Genomic DNA, 13,469 nt, shown 5'->3' with positions numbered 1-13,469 from the left:
GCACGTGCGGATCAGGCGGATCAGGGTGACAGCAGCGGTCCTCTGTACGGCAGTACTGGTGGGCGGATGCGGGAGCGGTGGGGGCGGCGGAGGCGATTCCGACGCGAAGGGCTCCGCGTCCGCGAACGCGCCGGGGTCTGCTTCCGTGTCGGCGTCGGCCTCGGGGTCTGCGGCGGAGGCGCCCGCCGAACCGCTCGGCGAGGCTCAGTTGAAGTCGGCCGCGCTGACCGGCGGCGATGTGGACGGCTTCCAGATCACCGAATTCCCCGTGAAGCCCGGCGGCGACTCGACCGCCCGGCCCGCGGACTGCCAGCCGCTGGAGGACATGCGCACCGGCTTGCCCGATCCGGGCCCCAAGGCGTTCACCGGCCTGCTCGCCTACTCCGGCGCGGGCCCCGCGGCCGGCTCGGCCACCACCATCGGCCTCATGGCCTACGACGGGTCCGCCGCCGCCGAGGGCGTCCTCGACGGACTGCGCACCGCCCTGAAGACGTGCACGGCCTACGAGGGCGGTGTCCCCGCCCGCACCACCGTCAGGTCCGCCACCGCGCCCGATGTCGGCGACGACGCCGTCGCCTACTCCCTGCGGACCGAGCGGGACAGCGCGGACGCGTTCGTCGTCGTGCGCAGCGGTGCCACGGTCGTCCTGTTCTTCACCGCGAGCGGCACCGGCTCCGCGGCGGCGGTGCCCGAGGCGCTGGTCTCCGCGCAGATCCGGAAGCTGGAGGCCTGAGGACCCGTCGGCCCGTCGGCCTGTCGGTCCTAGGCGGCGGCCGCCGGACCCGCCACCGTCCACCCCGGCGCCTGCGGGTGGGCGTTCATGTCCTCGTGCCGGACCTCCTCGCCGCAGGCCGAGCAGGTGACCGCCGGGACCAGTTCGTTGCCGCAGATGTGCTCGATCACCATGGGGCGGTCGTCCTCCTTACGGAGATGGCGGTCGCCCCATGCCATGAGCGTCATCAGGACCGGCTCCAGTTCGAGCCCCGCCTGCGTGGGCCGGTACTCGAAGCGCTGCGGGCGCTCGCTGTAGGCGCGCTTGGTCAGGATCCCGGCGTCGACGAGGCGGCGCAGCCGGGTGGCCAGGATGTCGCGCGGGGCGCCGATGTTGCGCACCAGCTGGTCGAAGCGGCCGTTGCCCAGGCACACCTCCCGCAGGACGAGCAGGGAGTACTTCTCACCGACGAGGGCGAGGGCGTCGGCGATCGAGCAGGGGCGCGGGTCTTTGGAGTCCTTGGTGGCGGCCATGCGGATCAGTCTAGGGGAGCGTTGGAAAAACAAACCCGGGCGAGTTTGATTTTCCAACCCTCTGGATTAGGGTGGGTTTGAATTTCCTACTCACCTTCACCAGTAGTCGCGGAGGCCCGTACATGCGTGACGCCGTCATCGTCGAAGCCGTACGCACCCCGATCGGCAAGGGCAAGCCGAGCGGGTCCCTCGCCCACGTCCACCCCGTCGAACTCCTCGCCCACACCCTGCGCACCCTCGTCGAGCGGTCCGGCGTCGACCCCGCGCTGATCGACGACGTCATCGGCGGCACCGTCGACCAGGTCGGCGAGCAGGCCATGAACACCACCCGCTACGCGCTGCTCTCGGCGGGCTTCCCGGAGACGGTCCCCGCGACCACGGTCGACCGGCAGTGCGGTTCCTCCCAGCAGGCGGTGCACTTCGCCGCCCAGGGCGTCATGTCCGGTGCCTACGACCTCGTCGTCGCCTGCGGTGTCGAGTCGATGAGCCGGGTGCCGATGTGGTCCAACGTGCCGCCCGGCAAGGACCCCTTCGGCCCCGGCGTCGCCGCCCGCTACCCCGAGGGCCTCGTCCCACAGGGCATCAGCTCCGAGCTCATCGCCGCCAAGTGGTCGATCACGCGGGAGCAGATGGACGCCTTCGCCGTCTCCTCGCACCGCAAGGCCGCTGCGGCCTGGGAACAGGGCCTGTTCGACGCCGAGGTCGCGCCCCTGGACGGTGTGTCGCGCGACGAGTGCGTACGGCCCGGGAGCACCTCCGAGATCCTCGCCGGTCTCAGGCCCGCCTACTACGACCCGGCCTTCGCCGAGCGCTTCCCGCAGATCGAGTGGAACGTCACCGCGGGCAACGCGAGCCCCGTCAACGACGGCGCGTCGGCCGTGCTGATCACCTCCGGTGAGACGGCCGCCCGGCTCGGCCTGCGCCCGCTGGCCCGGCTGCACAGCTTCGCCGTCACCGGCTCGGATCCGCTGCTGATGCTGACCGGCGTGATCCCGGCGACCGAGAAGGTCCTGCGGCGGGCCGGGCTGCGGCTCGACGACATCGACCTCTTCGAGGTCAACGAGGCCTTCGCCAGTGTTGTCCTGGCCTGGCGGCAGGAGACCGGGGCCGACCTCGCCAAGGTCAACGTGCACGGCGGCGCGATCGCGCTCGGGCACCCGCTCGGCGCGAGCGGTACCCGGCTGACGACGACGCTCGTCCACGCGATGCGCGAACGCGGCGCCCGGTACGCCCTCCAGACGATGTGCGAGGCGGGCGGGCTGGCCAACGCGATGGTGCTGGAAACCGTCTGACCGCTTCATCCTCTGACCGCGACACCGTGTGACCGCGACACCGTGTGATGTGGCAGGCAGGCTTCAGGGGCGGCGCAGGTGGTGGCGTTTGCGCCAGGCCACCGCCGCGCCGCCGACCGCCGGCAGGGCGATGCAGGCCATGGCGATGAGGAAGGCCGGCGAGGTCGGGGAGGAGGCGCGGGCCCCGGCGACGACGTACGCGGCGGTGTTCGGGATCGAGCCCAGCGCGGTCGCGACCAGGAAGGACAGCCAGCCCATGCGGGAGACGGCGGCGCAGTAGTTCGCGGCCCAGAACGGCACCCCCGGGAACAGCCGGGCGACCAGCATCGAGCGCATGCCGTGCCGGCTCAACTGGCCGTCCGCAGCCTTGAGCAGCCGGCCACGCAGCAGGGGTCGTAGCGCGTCCTGGCCGAGGAGGCGGCCGAGGCCGAAGGCGATCCCGGCCCCCAGCACCGTGCCCGCCAGCGACGCGGCGGTGCCCCACTGGGTGCCGAACAGCGCGCCCGCGGCCAGGTTCAGCAGCGGCCTCGGCACGAACGCCACGGTGCACAGGCCGTACGCCAGCGCGAACACCGCGGCCGCCGAGACACCGCCCAACTGCGGTGGCCAGCCGTCCGCGAGGAGCTTCTGCGGCTCGAAGAGCAGCACGCTCGACGCGGCCGCCGCGAGCAGCACGACCAGCAGCGCGAACCGGGCCCAGGGCGACAGAAGCACTCTCGTGCAGCGCGCGGCGAGGCCACCGGGTACGGCGACGGTCGTGGCGACAGGCACCGGAGCGAGTGCGGGGACGACGAGCTCCGTGGCGATGGCCCGGGGTGAGGCCGTGGCGGTGCCCCCAGAGCGGGTGGTGGCATCGAGCACTTGACCCCCTAGAAAACACCGACTCCCGGGTATCGTAGTCGATGCCTCGGAAGGAGAACCTGTGCTCACGATCCCGCGGCGGCCCTGCCTCTACACCCGACTGTCCTACGCGCCCGACGGTTCACTGGAGAAAGTCGAGCGTCAGGAGGAAGACGGCCGAGCCACGGGCGCCCGCCTCGGCTGGCCCGAGTTCTGCTGCGTGTACGTCGACAACTCGCGCTCGGCCTGGCAGCACAACCGTAAGCGCCCCGACTGGGATCGCATGCTGCTGACCATGGACCGGGACAGCGGACGGCTTGTCCAAAGCGACCCTAAGGCCAACCACCACCACGACGGGATCATGACCTACCATGGCGACCGCCTGATCCGGCAGCCGTACGACCTGGAGCTGCTCCTCAACATCGCCGACACACGGCACATCCCCCTGGCCTCCGTGAGCGGCGTGCGGGACCTGTCCAACCCCGACGACCGCTTCGTCCTGCGCATCGAGGCAGCCCAGGCCTGCCGCGAGGTCGACAACCTCTCTCGCCGCCGCAAACGCGGCTACACGGCGCAGGTGGCGAAGAAGGGCAGATGCCAGCAAGGCGGCAACCGCCCCTTCGGCTGGGGCGCGCCCACCGGACGAACGCGCATCAAGGTGGACCCCGAGACCCAGGAAGAGCACGAGGTCGAGATCCTCGACTTCAACAAGCCGGTGCCGGAGGAGACCAAACACCTCGCCGCAGTCGCCCGGCGCATGCTGGCCGGTCTGTCGGTGAATGGAAGCATCCGGTACATGGACTCGGTGAGTACCACGACAAGAGGCGGCCCGTGGTCCTCCCGGGTGTTGTGGTCCGTCCTCACTGCGCCGCGCATCGCCGGCCTCATCGAGCACGAAGGCGTCCTGCACAAAGCGAGCTGGGACGCGGTCATCTCCAACGAGGAACGAGAGGCGCTGATCGCTATCCGAGACCAGCGCCGAAGGGAGAAGCCGAACCCGGGACCCGCGCGTAAGTACCTGCTGACCGGTGCGCTGTTGTGCGGACGATGCCGGTCTGAGAAATGGCGTACGAAGCCGATCCGCGCGGCCGATCCCCGACGCGTCTACGACTGCGCCGAGTGCTATCTGTCCCGCAACGTTGAGCACCTTGAGGCCTATGTCGTCGGCCGGACACTGCGGCTGCTCAGCGTGAAGAGATTCCAGCAGGAGCTGCATGCGGCAGCGTTGGACGGGCATTCCGACATCGCGACCCAGATCACGGCGCTCGAAACGCGCAAGGCGCAGACCCGAAGGCAGCTGGAACAGCTCGCCGAACACCCGGACATTGACCCGGCGCTGGCGATGCTCTCGCTGGCCAGCTTCGACAAGAAGATCAGCGAGCTTCGGAGTCAGCTGGCCATGACGTCCAGGCAGCGACTCCTCACACGGGTGACGGGTATCAGCTGGGATGCGTGGAAGGCCGAACCGATCGATGTACGCCACGAGGTGGTCGCTGCATTGTTCGTGATCGAGGTGCTCCCGAATGGGCGGCGCGGCTCCGGATTCAGTCCTGACAGTGTGATGGTGCACAGGAAGTCGCTCCGGAGCGCGCCGGCCGTTCATTCAGTCTCTGAGGCAGAGCCGCAGCTTCAGCAGCCCACGCGCGTCGACGCACAGTAGCGGGACGGACGTCGGCGATGATAACCCCGACGGATCCGGTGCGGAGGGCTCCGTCGGTTGCGGCATCGTGGATGCTGGCCTGCCTCCGCTTGGTGAACTGCGGGCAGGCGGACTGGTACTGGAATCCTCTGGGGCGCGCGGAGGCTGTAACGGCGTCACGATATTCGCTACCGCCTCCGGGCTGTCCTCTGTGTCACCCGTGGGCGTCCTGAGGCTGGAGCTGGGGCCTGGGGGCTGTGATGGGGGAGCAGACCCCCGCGAGGGCTGTTTCCCCGGCGTGCTCGGCGCGTGTGAGGCGGCTTGGGTCGGTGGTTCCGCAGGGCCTGTGACGCCGGGCGGTGGCTGGTTGAGGTTCGTTGACAGGAGGAGCGCTGCGGCCCCGATGGCGACGGTGGCGGCGGCCCCGCTGGTGACGAGCGCCGGCCGGTGCGCGTGGCAGGTGTCGCGCAGTCTCATCACGGCGGATGCCAGGCCGCCGCCGATGTACAGGCTGAGGTGCCCCTTCCTTCGGGCGGGGGCGTCTGTCGGTATGGCCTCTATGTGTCTAGATCCTGTGCGAATGCCGATCTCGCGCAGAATCCTTTCGCTGTCGCGCTCGACGCGTAGCTGTGTGAGCTGCCAGCTGAGTTGCCTCAGCCGCCGGAAGAGCAGATACACGATCAGAGCGATTGCGCCAAGTGCGCCCGCGAGAATGAATCTGATCATTCCCATCCCCTACGAGCAGCACACGGATCAACTGGCTGTGCAGTGCAGGTGTTGAGAATGCGTCAATTTTTGACTGGGGTGGGCGCATAAATGCGGATCGTGATCCGGTCGTAACAAAGCTTTGGGTAGGGGCTTACGAAGCGCTACGACCTGCGGGTTTGCCGTCGGGTGTCTCGCCGCTTTCTTCGTTCCCTGCCCTCTCGATCTGCGAGGCGAGCGTACGCAGCAGAAGGGCTTTCTCCTGTGGGCTGCGGGGCTTCTCGTCCAACGCGTTGAGAATGACCTTCTGCTGCCACTCCTCCAGTTGTCCGAGTGGGGCCGCCTCGGCGGGTGGGGTCGCGGCCGCCTCGGCGCGCTCCAACTCACGCAGGATTCTCACCGCGTCCTCGCGGCCGGTCTCTGCAAGCCGGTCGGCCGAGATGCCGAGGACCCACGCCATGTGGGCCAATGTGCCGGCCGGTGCGATCACCTCGGTCTGAGTGTCCGCTCGGAAGCCGCGTTCGATCTGGCGCCAGCGGCTGCCTGAGAACTTGATCTCCATCTTTGCTGCCGCGGCCTCCGGGCTGAGTCCGGCGGCCTCTCGGACGAGGCGGATCAGTGTGGCCTCCGCCGGCGGTGGGGGTGTCGCCGGTGATCCCATGGCCGTTTTCCCTGCCCCTCTCCCTGTATTGGACTTTCTTGGACTGTACCGGACCCTGGGTAACCCCCGCCTAGGGCTCCACACACAACCTCCACAGTCGGAAGATCCAAGTACGGACCCGAAGGGCAATGTCAAAGAAAGTCACAGTTACCGATCGGTACATCCTTGTACTGTCCGATCCAGTCACATACAGTCCTTGACATGAGAACCCCAGTGGATCCCCAGCGACTTACGCGCCGCAGGGTGGAAGCGGGCCTCAGCCAGAACGCACTGGCCCAGGCCATCGGGGTCAGCAAGCAGCTCGTGAGCGCGGTGTCCCTCGGCAAGGCCAACTTCTCCCCCGAGAAGCTGGCGCAGGTGGCAGACGTCCTGAACTGCGAGATAGCTGACCTGCTCCCCGCCAGCGACGACGAGTTCCACGCCCTCACTCAAAGGCCGGCCTCCTGATGCCGGGGCGGATATGCCGCACGGCAGAGGAGGCCTTCCAAGCCGGGTGGGACGAGACCTGCGAACACAACGCCGACCCCGGGAAGTGCCGCGTGTGTGGGCTGACCGATACGGAGGTCACACGGCTCGTCGTCCTACTCGGCCACCTGGCCATCCCGGTGCCGGCAGGACGTGCAGCGGCCTGATGCGCTCACCGATCCACATCGTCTGCCGCTGGGTGTGCGAGACGTGCGGACACCGAAATCCGGTCTTCCGGTTCGAGTGCCGCCGCTGCCGGACCCCACGGCCCTGAACGTACTGAGGGCCCGCCGTGCACCCGGCGGACCCTCGGCCCAACCACCCATCACCTGAGAGGAACGAGGTGGGCCCGATGCAGACCAGCATCGCACACACCGACCGACCGCCGGCCCTGCCGACGTACGTCCCCCCACTCGACATCGCCCGCGAACACGCGCGCCGCATCCTCGACGAGTCCAACGCCCTCGACCTGGACGTCGCCAACTCGTTCCGCCTCGCAGGCCAGTTCGGTGCCATGTGCGAGTCCCTGCGCCAAGTTCTGGACGCCCTCGACGCCGAGGACGGCGGCCGTCATGCCTGAGCCGCTGACCGACGAGTACCTCAAGGAGACGCAGCGGATCGTCGCGGCGGCCCCGACGGGCCCGTGGGCGGTCGAACCGAACGAGTACGGCCTGCCCGACCAGGTCGGCCCGATCTGCTACCTGGAGACCTGGGCCGACACCCAGCGGATCCCCGTCGTCGAGTTCATCGCCTTCGCCCGCGAAGCGCTGCCCCGCTACGTCGGTGAAGTCGCCCGGCTCAAGGACCGGGTGAGGGAACTGGAGGTCGACGCCCTGCAATCGGTCACCACGGGGGTCGAGCGCGATGACTGCTGACACCCGCGCCTTCCCCTGGGCAGCCGGGCTCGCCCCTGACCGGCTTGCCGCGTTCATCGAGGACCTGTGGGGCGCCGCCTCCGGCGACAGCGACCTCGACGCGCTCGCCGCGATCGAGAAGGTCATCGCTGAACACCGCCCCCAGGGCCAGTCCTACCGCTGCCCGCTCACGAAGCGGCAGATCGACCTGCTCACCCAGCTCGCCAACGGAGAGAGCCGCGAGAGCGCCGCGCGCAATCTCGGTCTGCCCTCGGAAACCGTTCGGTCCCGCTGTTCCACCCTGTACGACCGGATGGGCGTCGAGAACGCCGTGCAGGCCGTCGCCATCGCAGTGAGCCACGGCTGGCTGCCCAGCCTGCACATCCCCGACCGCATCCGCCTCGTACGCCCGCGCACGGTGGACAAATGGCGCGCAGCACACAAGAAGGCCGCCGCGGCCATGCGCGCCAACCCCGGCACGCCGGTGGACATCGGCCCCTACACGACACGCCAGGGAGCACACGGGGCCGTCTGGCGTATCCGCGAAGGAATCACCGGCGAATACAAACCCGCCAGAGCCTTCACCGCAGAGGCGCTCCGCAACGACATCGGTGCCTGGATCGTCCGCGCCGTCTTCCACGGCGAACCCACCGCCCCCACCGCCCCGCTCCCGGAGAGGACCGCCTCATGAGGTACGCGATCATCACCGACGACGGCGAACTCACCCACGCCGATGACAAGTTGGACTGGGACGCGGTCATCGGGCCAGAGGGTAAGGCACGCGTGCACCTCCCGCACCTCGCCGTTGCCGGGTGGGTCAACGACGTCGGCTTGTGCTTCCCCGAGCGCTACCCGCGCAACATCACTGGCTCGTGCGTGCTCGCCGCGCTCGGCGCCCCGATCCAGCCGTACGCGGGGGCGGTCGTCTTCACCGGCTGGAACCTGGAAAACGCTGCGCTGGGCCTGCTCGAGATCGAATCGCTGCCCCAGCCCGTCACCACCCTCGACATGGTGCACGGCAACGTCCTGAAGGCCATCGCCGGGCAGACGCCGCGCGATTTCTCGCCCAGCTGGGCCGAGCAGATCCGTGAGATCGCCGAGCATGCCCGCACCGCCTCCACCCCCGGCATCACGATCCGGACGGTGAAGCTATGACCAGCCGCCCGCCGTTCACGTCATCCGCCGCCGCCTCTGGCAGACGGGCCGCCGCGGAAGCGAAGGCAGTGGAGGGGCAAAACCGTCCCGCCCCAGTGACTCTGCCTGCGGCGGGCGGCTTCCCGACCCCCTGTCCGGCGTCAACGTCATCCGCCGCCGAAAGGATCGGCACGGAAGCCAAGGCGGGGGAGGAGCGTCACGTTGCTTGCGCTTCAGGGATCTCGCCTGCGCCGGGCAGGGCCCACACCACCGGAGCCGGTTCCGGGCACCGCGAGGCGGCCGAAGGCGGTGACCAGAAGTGAGCGAGTACCAGTCAGAGGACGCTGCGGCGCAGTATCTGACCGCGCAGGGCTTCCGCGCGATGACCAGCGAGACGTGGTCGTGTCAGGTCGCGTTGGACGCGCTGCGTGAGCAGCGCCGCCGTTACGGCACGGATGCGCGCTTTGAGGCGATCGAGAAGCTCGCGTCCGTCCTCGCCGACCGGCTCACCCAGTACACGGACGTGTCGCTGAACGACAGCGTCGCGGTTCTGCTGGTGGCCAGCGCGTCCGTCGGCGCGCTCGCCATCACGCACCAACTCCCCGCCGTCATGCTCACCGAGATCATCCAGGCCACGGCCGTCGAGTTGGACGAGCGGGCGAACGGCGGTGAGGGGTCGTGAAGACGGCCATCCGCGACTTCAACGGTTCGCCGAAGAACCTGAGCGTCGGCAAGTGCCCCGACTGCGGGAAGGCCAGCTACCTCTCTCGCCGGGACGCCAAGCACGCCGCCCGCGCCATGTTCCCGGCTCTTCACCACCGGCCCGTGAAGTGCGGGCAGCGCTGGCACAACGAGCGGATGCGGGGTGAGACCCGATGACCGCACCCGCTCTCCTGCTCACCGTGTACGGCACGCCGGCCCCGCAGGGCTCGAAGAACCGCAACGCCCACGGGGCGCTCTACGAGTCGTCGGCCGCGGTGAAGCCGTGGCGCGAAGCCGTGAAGACGGCCGCCCTGGACGCACTTCACCACGACGACGGATGGGTGGCCTTGGACGGACCGGTGTGGCTGGACGTGCAGTTCAGCCTGCGCAGGCCCAAGAGCCACTACGGCACGGGGAAGAACGCGGGCCGGTTGAAGGCGTCAGCGCCGCCGTATCCGACCACCACCCCAGACCTGGACAAGCTGGTCCGCTCGACCCAGGACGCCCTGAAGGACGCGGGCGTGGTCTCCGACGACAGCGTCGTAGCCAGCCTCTCCGCGACCAAGGTCTACGTGCTCTGGGGCGACTCCCTCCGCACTCCCGGTGCCGTCATCAAGCTCTGGCGCCTGAACGACTTCCTCAAGGAGCCCACGTCATGCCCATCCTGAAGTTCGACGCGAAGGTGTCGGCATCCGCACAGGAGGCCCTGGAGCCGCACGTCCGGCCCATGTACGACCAGCCCGGTGGCCGCCGCATGGCGATCATCGAGTTCGCGCACATCGAGAGGACCGAGCCCGCCCCGAACACCGAGGGCAAGCCCTCGGTGAGGGTGCGCATCACCGGGCTGGAGGTCCCCAACCGCGACCAGGAGGGAGCCATCCGCGAAGCCCAGCGGTACCTGCACCTCCAGCGGACCGCGAAGGGCACGTTCGACGACGAGACCGGGCAGTTGGAGCTGAGCGAGTCCACACTGCGGCTGACCGCCGGCCTGCTCGCGAACATCGAGGTCGCGCGTCTGCGGGCCGGTCTCGCCCACTGGCGGGAGTACGCCCAGCGCCTCGTCCACGGGCCCGATCTGACACTCAGCGAGGTCCGGCACGAGATGCAGGCCCTTGCCGAGGGCCTCACCGCTGTCCTCAACACCGCCCAGGACACCGGCGACGACACCTGACGACCTCCTAACACCCTCCCAGCCCAGCCCGTCTACGCCTCGAAGGAGGTGACCCCCATGCCCCAGAAGGTCCGCGTGCCGCTGCGTGTGATCGTCGGCTCGTACAGCGACGCCGCCGTCAGCGTGTACGTGAAGATCGCGGCCCTGGAGCGACGCACGACCGGCTGCGAGGCGGGGGTCGCCTACCTCTCCGGGCTGCTCGGTCTGGCGCGTTCCACCGTCGAACGGGCCTTGACGCAGCTCATGCGGCCCGACCCGTCCGACGACATCGTTGAACTGACGAGCCAGCGGCGCACGCTCCCCGGCGGCGACGGCGAGACCGCGGTCCGTAGGATCCGGGCCACCAACTGGCTTGTGGAGCATGGCGGCTGGGTGCCGACGCGCGCCAGTGAGTCACTCAGCCCGCGCCAACTGCGCTGCTACGCCGCGCTGTCGTACGCCACGGCGACCGGTGTCCACATCACCCTCGCCGAGCTGGCGCGCGTCCTGCACCACCGCTCCGGGCAGAAGGCCGGCCAGCCCCTGGACCCGCGGTCTGTGCGCCGCATCCTGCGGGAGCTGGAGCGCCTCGGCTGGATCAGCGTCGACCGGCGCGCCGGGTACCGCGGCCGGCACCTCTACACCGTGCACGACGAGCCGATGCAGGCCGCGCTGACTGCGGACTCTGGAGAGGGATCGGCTGCGGATCTTGGTGAGGGATCGCTACAAGAGGAACACCACCAGACTGACTCACCGGATGATCAACCGCCCACTGCCGTCTTGGACATCCGCCGTAGGCGAGTGCAGGTAGTAGCGCGAGGGCCTGTGGAAAACCCTCCGCTTCCCGCCGAATTCAAGGTTCCGGCCGAAAGCTTGAATGCCGAGCCGAAGGTTCAACTGGGCCTGAAGGCGTACTCCGGGCCGCAGCTGAGTCTCGCTCCGCGGATCTGGCGAGTCCTCGAACCGGTGAAGAGCCTGCTGCCGGGCCTGCCGCCGTACGTGGTCCGTGCGCTGGCGCGGGAGATCGGCCGCCAACTCGACGAGGGCCAGGAACCCCAGAGGCTCCGCAGGCGGCTGGAGTTCCGCTTCGCCACCACGGACACGATCCGCGACCCGGGCCGGTGGCTGCTCGGCGCGGCCGTCGTACGACGTGGCTGTGGGGACACCGCATGCGAGTCAGGCCGGATCTGGCACACCGGACGGGAGTGCGGCGCCTGCGCCGGCACCCGAGCCGCCACAGCCGCGCTACGCCGACTCGAACGCGAACTCGACGAGCGGGAGCGCCAGCTCGGCATCCGCACCCCCTACCGGCTGCCCGCCAGCCGAGGCCGGCTTGAGGACTCGCCAGGGAGGAACCGATGACCGACAAAGACGTCCCCCGCCCGGCGACACCCCAGCTGCTCGCCCTCGCCGCAGCCGCCCGCCCGGACTGGTCCCCCGACCAACTCCGTGACGTCCTCGCACAGATCCGCTGCCGCGAAGACATGTCGTTCGGCCGCCTCGTCGTCGCGATCGCCCAGCTGATCGCCGACCCCGACGCCGAACCCCCAGACCTCGTCGCAGGGATGCCGGAGCCATGGCGACACCGCCGCCAGCCGCCAGCACCCGACACCGCACACCGCGGGGCCGCCGCAGCACGCGCAGCCCTGCACCACACCGAATCCGACTGACACCCGAAGGGAGGCGATGGCGATGACCGCACCGCTGCACATCAGCCGTCGCACCACCCCGCACCACCCGCACGTCGGCCTCCGCGAACGCTGGGACTCGTTCCGGCTCCGGCACTCCCGCCGCGCCCAGACCATCTACTTCACCCGACTGCACGACGCGCTGCCCCTCACCAGCCCGGACCGGCACGCCCTGGACTCCCCGGCCCTCGAGGAAGCCTTCGCCCTGCTCGCCGCCGACCACCCCGAGGCAGTCACCCCGGCCGACGGAGAGCACGCCGTACGCGACGCAGACCGCGAAGTCATGCTGCTGGCCGTCTGCGACCGCTGGTTCCGCGAGGCCCACGCCGGCCCGGAGCACCGGTGGCCGCCGATGACCATCGCCGCCCACCAGAGGCTCATGGACGACGTCCGTGAATGCTTCCACCCCGGCGGCACCCCATGAGCGGGCAGGACACGGAAACCACAGCGAGCACCAAGGCGCGCCGTGCACTGAGCGAGCAGCTCTACACGCTGTTCGGCCGTCCCGTGAAGGAACTCCGCATCACCCGCGTCACCTGGCCGGAGGGCAAGAAGTGGGTGGCCATGGTCATCGGCACCCACGGCAGGGAGGTGCCCGTCTTCGACGGCGGCCTCCACCAGCAGGCCGCGCACCTCCTGCGTGACGCCTTCCCCCACGCCAACTGGGCCCGCGCGCAGGACTACGACGTCGCCGCCGGCGTCCTGCGCGAGCACGTCGTCCGTACGCCCGCCAGCCTGCGGGGTGACGACCGGTGAGCCGACCGACCGCCAAGCCGAGGGCCGACCACCGGCACGCCGCCGACCAGGCCCGGCAGATGCCCGGCCAGTGGGTGCTCGCCGGGACGTACGGCGGCCGTGCGAGCGCCCAGTCGGCCGCACTCCAGGTCCGCACCGGCGACCGGGCCCCCGCGTACCTGCCCGCCGGGTCCTTCGACGCTCGCACCGAAGTCACCCAGGACGGCGCCGACCTGTGGGTCCGCTACCTCGACCAGGCCGCCCGCGACTTCCGCTCGTCCGTCGCCTCCGGCCTCACCGAGGACGTCGCCGCCTTCTCCACCCGTCTCGACGCGGCCACCACCAGCAAGGACACCTGA

The 13,469-nt window shown here is 69.7% G+C and carries 20 protein-coding genes; 17 read left to right on the top strand and 3 right to left on the bottom strand.

Going from position 1 to position 13,469, the window contains the following annotated elements; all coding sequences use genetic code 11:
• The first annotated feature begins 145 nt into the window (after positions 1 to 145).
• Positions 146 to 733, top strand: a complete 588-nt coding sequence (locus OG352_RS05675; RefSeq protein ID WP_329214979.1) for a hypothetical protein — start codon at positions 146 to 148, stop codon at positions 731 to 733.
• 29 nt (positions 734 to 762) lie between these two features.
• Here OG352_RS05675 and OG352_RS05670 read toward each other — a convergent pair whose 3' ends face one another.
• The gene (locus OG352_RS05670) at positions 763 to 1,245 is read right to left on the bottom strand and encodes a winged helix-turn-helix transcriptional regulator (RefSeq protein ID WP_329214977.1); all 483 of its coding nucleotides are present in this window, start codon (positions 1,243 to 1,245) and stop codon (positions 763 to 765) included.
• A 122-nt stretch (positions 1,246 to 1,367) separates the two neighbouring features.
• Here OG352_RS05670 and OG352_RS05665 point away from each other — a divergent pair, with 122 nt between their 5' ends.
• Positions 1,368 to 2,537 carry a thiolase family protein gene (locus OG352_RS05665; RefSeq protein WP_329214976.1) on the top strand — a complete coding sequence of 390 codons (1,170 nt, stop codon included), beginning with the start codon at positions 1,368 to 1,370 and terminating at the stop codon, positions 2,535 to 2,537.
• Positions 2,538 to 2,600: 63 nt separating this feature from the next.
• Here the strand turns inward: OG352_RS05665 and OG352_RS05660 are convergent, their stop codons facing one another.
• Positions 2,601 to 3,398, bottom strand: a complete 798-nt coding sequence (locus OG352_RS05660; protein ID WP_329214974.1) for a TVP38/TMEM64 family protein — start codon at positions 3,396 to 3,398, stop codon at positions 2,601 to 2,603.
• Between the two features lie 61 nt (positions 3,399 to 3,459).
• Here OG352_RS05660 and OG352_RS05655 point away from each other — a divergent pair, with 61 nt between their 5' ends.
• On the top strand, positions 3,460 to 5,037 hold the full coding sequence (locus OG352_RS05655) for a recombinase family protein (RefSeq protein ID WP_329214972.1): 1,578 nt from the start codon (positions 3,460 to 3,462) through the stop codon (positions 5,035 to 5,037).
• A gap of 838 nt (positions 5,038 to 5,875) precedes the next feature.
• On the opposite strand, the gene OG352_RS05650 is transcribed toward OG352_RS05655, so the two are convergent.
• Complete coding sequence (locus OG352_RS05650) at positions 5,876 to 6,382, bottom strand: helix-turn-helix domain-containing protein (RefSeq protein WP_329214969.1); 507 nt, start codon at positions 6,380 to 6,382, stop codon at positions 5,876 to 5,878.
• Positions 6,383 to 6,583: 201 nt separating this feature from the next.
• Between OG352_RS05650 and OG352_RS05645 the strand changes: the two genes are divergently transcribed.
• The 14 genes from OG352_RS05645 to OG352_RS05580 all read left to right on the top strand — a co-directional run bounded on the left by OG352_RS05645 (position 6,584) and on the right by OG352_RS05580 (position 13,469).
• The gene (locus OG352_RS05645) at positions 6,584 to 6,829 is read left to right on the top strand and encodes a helix-turn-helix transcriptional regulator (RefSeq protein WP_329214967.1); all 246 of its coding nucleotides are present in this window, start codon (positions 6,584 to 6,586) and stop codon (positions 6,827 to 6,829) included.
• 370 nt (positions 6,830 to 7,199) lie between these two features.
• Positions 7,200 to 7,427 (top strand): hypothetical protein, encoded by a 228-nt coding sequence (locus OG352_RS05640; RefSeq protein WP_329214965.1) that lies wholly within the window; start codon positions 7,200 to 7,202, stop codon positions 7,425 to 7,427.
• Positions 7,420 to 7,722, top strand: a complete 303-nt coding sequence (locus tag OG352_RS05635; protein WP_329214963.1) for a hypothetical protein — start codon at positions 7,420 to 7,422, stop codon at positions 7,720 to 7,722. Before OG352_RS05640 ends, OG352_RS05635 begins: the two co-directional genes overlap by 8 nt.
• Positions 7,712 to 8,392 (top strand): response regulator transcription factor, encoded by a 681-nt coding sequence (locus OG352_RS05630; protein ID WP_329214961.1) that lies wholly within the window; start codon positions 7,712 to 7,714, stop codon positions 8,390 to 8,392. Before OG352_RS05635 ends, OG352_RS05630 begins: the two co-directional genes overlap by 11 nt.
• Positions 8,389 to 8,856: a hypothetical protein gene (locus tag OG352_RS05625; protein ID WP_329214959.1), complete on the top strand. Its 468-nt coding sequence runs from the start codon at positions 8,389 to 8,391 to the stop codon at positions 8,854 to 8,856. The genes OG352_RS05630 and OG352_RS05625 overlap by 4 nt, the downstream gene beginning before the upstream one ends.
• A gap of 298 nt (positions 8,857 to 9,154) precedes the next feature.
• Positions 9,155 to 9,517 (top strand): hypothetical protein, encoded by a 363-nt coding sequence (locus OG352_RS05620; protein ID WP_329214957.1) that lies wholly within the window; start codon positions 9,155 to 9,157, stop codon positions 9,515 to 9,517.
• Positions 9,514 to 9,714 carry a hypothetical protein gene (locus OG352_RS05615; RefSeq protein WP_329214955.1) on the top strand — a complete coding sequence of 67 codons (201 nt, stop codon included), beginning with the start codon at positions 9,514 to 9,516 and terminating at the stop codon, positions 9,712 to 9,714. Before OG352_RS05620 ends, OG352_RS05615 begins: the two co-directional genes overlap by 4 nt.
• Positions 9,711 to 10,205, top strand: a complete 495-nt coding sequence (locus OG352_RS05610; protein WP_329214953.1) for a RusA family crossover junction endodeoxyribonuclease — start codon at positions 9,711 to 9,713, stop codon at positions 10,203 to 10,205. Before OG352_RS05615 ends, OG352_RS05610 begins: the two co-directional genes overlap by 4 nt.
• Entirely contained in the window at positions 10,193 to 10,708 is a 516-nt protein-coding gene (locus OG352_RS05605) for a hypothetical protein (RefSeq protein ID WP_329214952.1), read from the top strand. The genes OG352_RS05610 and OG352_RS05605 overlap by 13 nt, the downstream gene beginning before the upstream one ends.
• A gap of 57 nt (positions 10,709 to 10,765) precedes the next feature.
• On the top strand, positions 10,766 to 12,049 hold the full coding sequence (locus tag OG352_RS05600) for a hypothetical protein (RefSeq protein ID WP_329214950.1): 1,284 nt from the start codon (positions 10,766 to 10,768) through the stop codon (positions 12,047 to 12,049).
• The gene (locus OG352_RS05595) at positions 12,046 to 12,357 is read left to right on the top strand and encodes a hypothetical protein (protein ID WP_329214948.1); all 312 of its coding nucleotides are present in this window, start codon (positions 12,046 to 12,048) and stop codon (positions 12,355 to 12,357) included. The genes OG352_RS05600 and OG352_RS05595 overlap by 4 nt, the downstream gene beginning before the upstream one ends.
• Before the next feature lie 22 nt (positions 12,358 to 12,379).
• The gene (locus OG352_RS05590; RefSeq protein WP_329214946.1) at positions 12,380 to 12,799 is read left to right on the top strand and encodes a hypothetical protein; all 420 of its coding nucleotides are present in this window, start codon (positions 12,380 to 12,382) and stop codon (positions 12,797 to 12,799) included.
• A complete protein-coding gene (locus tag OG352_RS05585) occupies positions 12,796 to 13,131 on the top strand; it encodes a hypothetical protein (RefSeq protein WP_329214944.1) in 336 nt (111 codons plus the stop codon). The genes OG352_RS05590 and OG352_RS05585 overlap by 4 nt, the downstream gene beginning before the upstream one ends.
• Positions 13,128 to 13,469: a hypothetical protein gene (locus OG352_RS05580; protein ID WP_329214942.1), complete on the top strand. Its 342-nt coding sequence runs from the start codon at positions 13,128 to 13,130 to the stop codon at positions 13,467 to 13,469. Before OG352_RS05585 ends, OG352_RS05580 begins: the two co-directional genes overlap by 4 nt.

This window comes from Streptomyces sp. NBC_01485, from assembly GCF_036227125.1.
Taxonomy (GTDB): Bacteria; Actinomycetota; Actinomycetes; order Streptomycetales; family Streptomycetaceae; genus Streptomyces.
Note: the sequence above shows the minus strand (reverse complement) of the source record. Positions and strands in the feature narration are given on the sequence as shown.

Bases quoted from the DNA above. Each gene is read 5' to 3' on its own strand.
- OG352_RS05670 (WP_329214977.1), bottom strand. From the start codon at position 1,245: ATGGCCGCCACCAAGGACTCCAAAGACCCGCGCCCCTGCTCGATCGCC.
- OG352_RS05665 (WP_329214976.1), top strand. From the start codon at position 1,368: ATGCGTGACGCCGTCATCGTCGAAGCCGTACGCACCCCGATCGGCAAG.
- OG352_RS05650 (WP_329214969.1), bottom strand. From the start codon at position 6,382: ATGGGATCACCGGCGACACCCCCACCGCCGGCGGAGGCCACACTGATC.
- OG352_RS05645 (WP_329214967.1), top strand. From the start codon at position 6,584: ATGAGAACCCCAGTGGATCCCCAGCGACTTACGCGCCGCAGGGTGGAA.
- OG352_RS05640 (WP_329214965.1), top strand. From the start codon at position 7,200: ATGCAGACCAGCATCGCACACACCGACCGACCGCCGGCCCTGCCGACG.
- OG352_RS05635 (WP_329214963.1), top strand. From the start codon at position 7,420: ATGCCTGAGCCGCTGACCGACGAGTACCTCAAGGAGACGCAGCGGATC.
- OG352_RS05630 (WP_329214961.1), top strand. From the start codon at position 7,712: ATGACTGCTGACACCCGCGCCTTCCCCTGGGCAGCCGGGCTCGCCCCT.
- OG352_RS05625 (WP_329214959.1), top strand. From the start codon at position 8,389: ATGAGGTACGCGATCATCACCGACGACGGCGAACTCACCCACGCCGAT.
- OG352_RS05610 (WP_329214953.1), top strand. From the start codon at position 9,711: ATGACCGCACCCGCTCTCCTGCTCACCGTGTACGGCACGCCGGCCCCG.
- OG352_RS05605 (WP_329214952.1), top strand. From the start codon at position 10,193: ATGCCCATCCTGAAGTTCGACGCGAAGGTGTCGGCATCCGCACAGGAG.
- OG352_RS05600 (WP_329214950.1), top strand. From the start codon at position 10,766: ATGCCCCAGAAGGTCCGCGTGCCGCTGCGTGTGATCGTCGGCTCGTAC.
- OG352_RS05595 (WP_329214948.1), top strand. From the start codon at position 12,046: ATGACCGACAAAGACGTCCCCCGCCCGGCGACACCCCAGCTGCTCGCC.
- OG352_RS05590 (WP_329214946.1), top strand. From the start codon at position 12,380: ATGACCGCACCGCTGCACATCAGCCGTCGCACCACCCCGCACCACCCG.
- OG352_RS05585 (WP_329214944.1), top strand. From the start codon at position 12,796: ATGAGCGGGCAGGACACGGAAACCACAGCGAGCACCAAGGCGCGCCGT.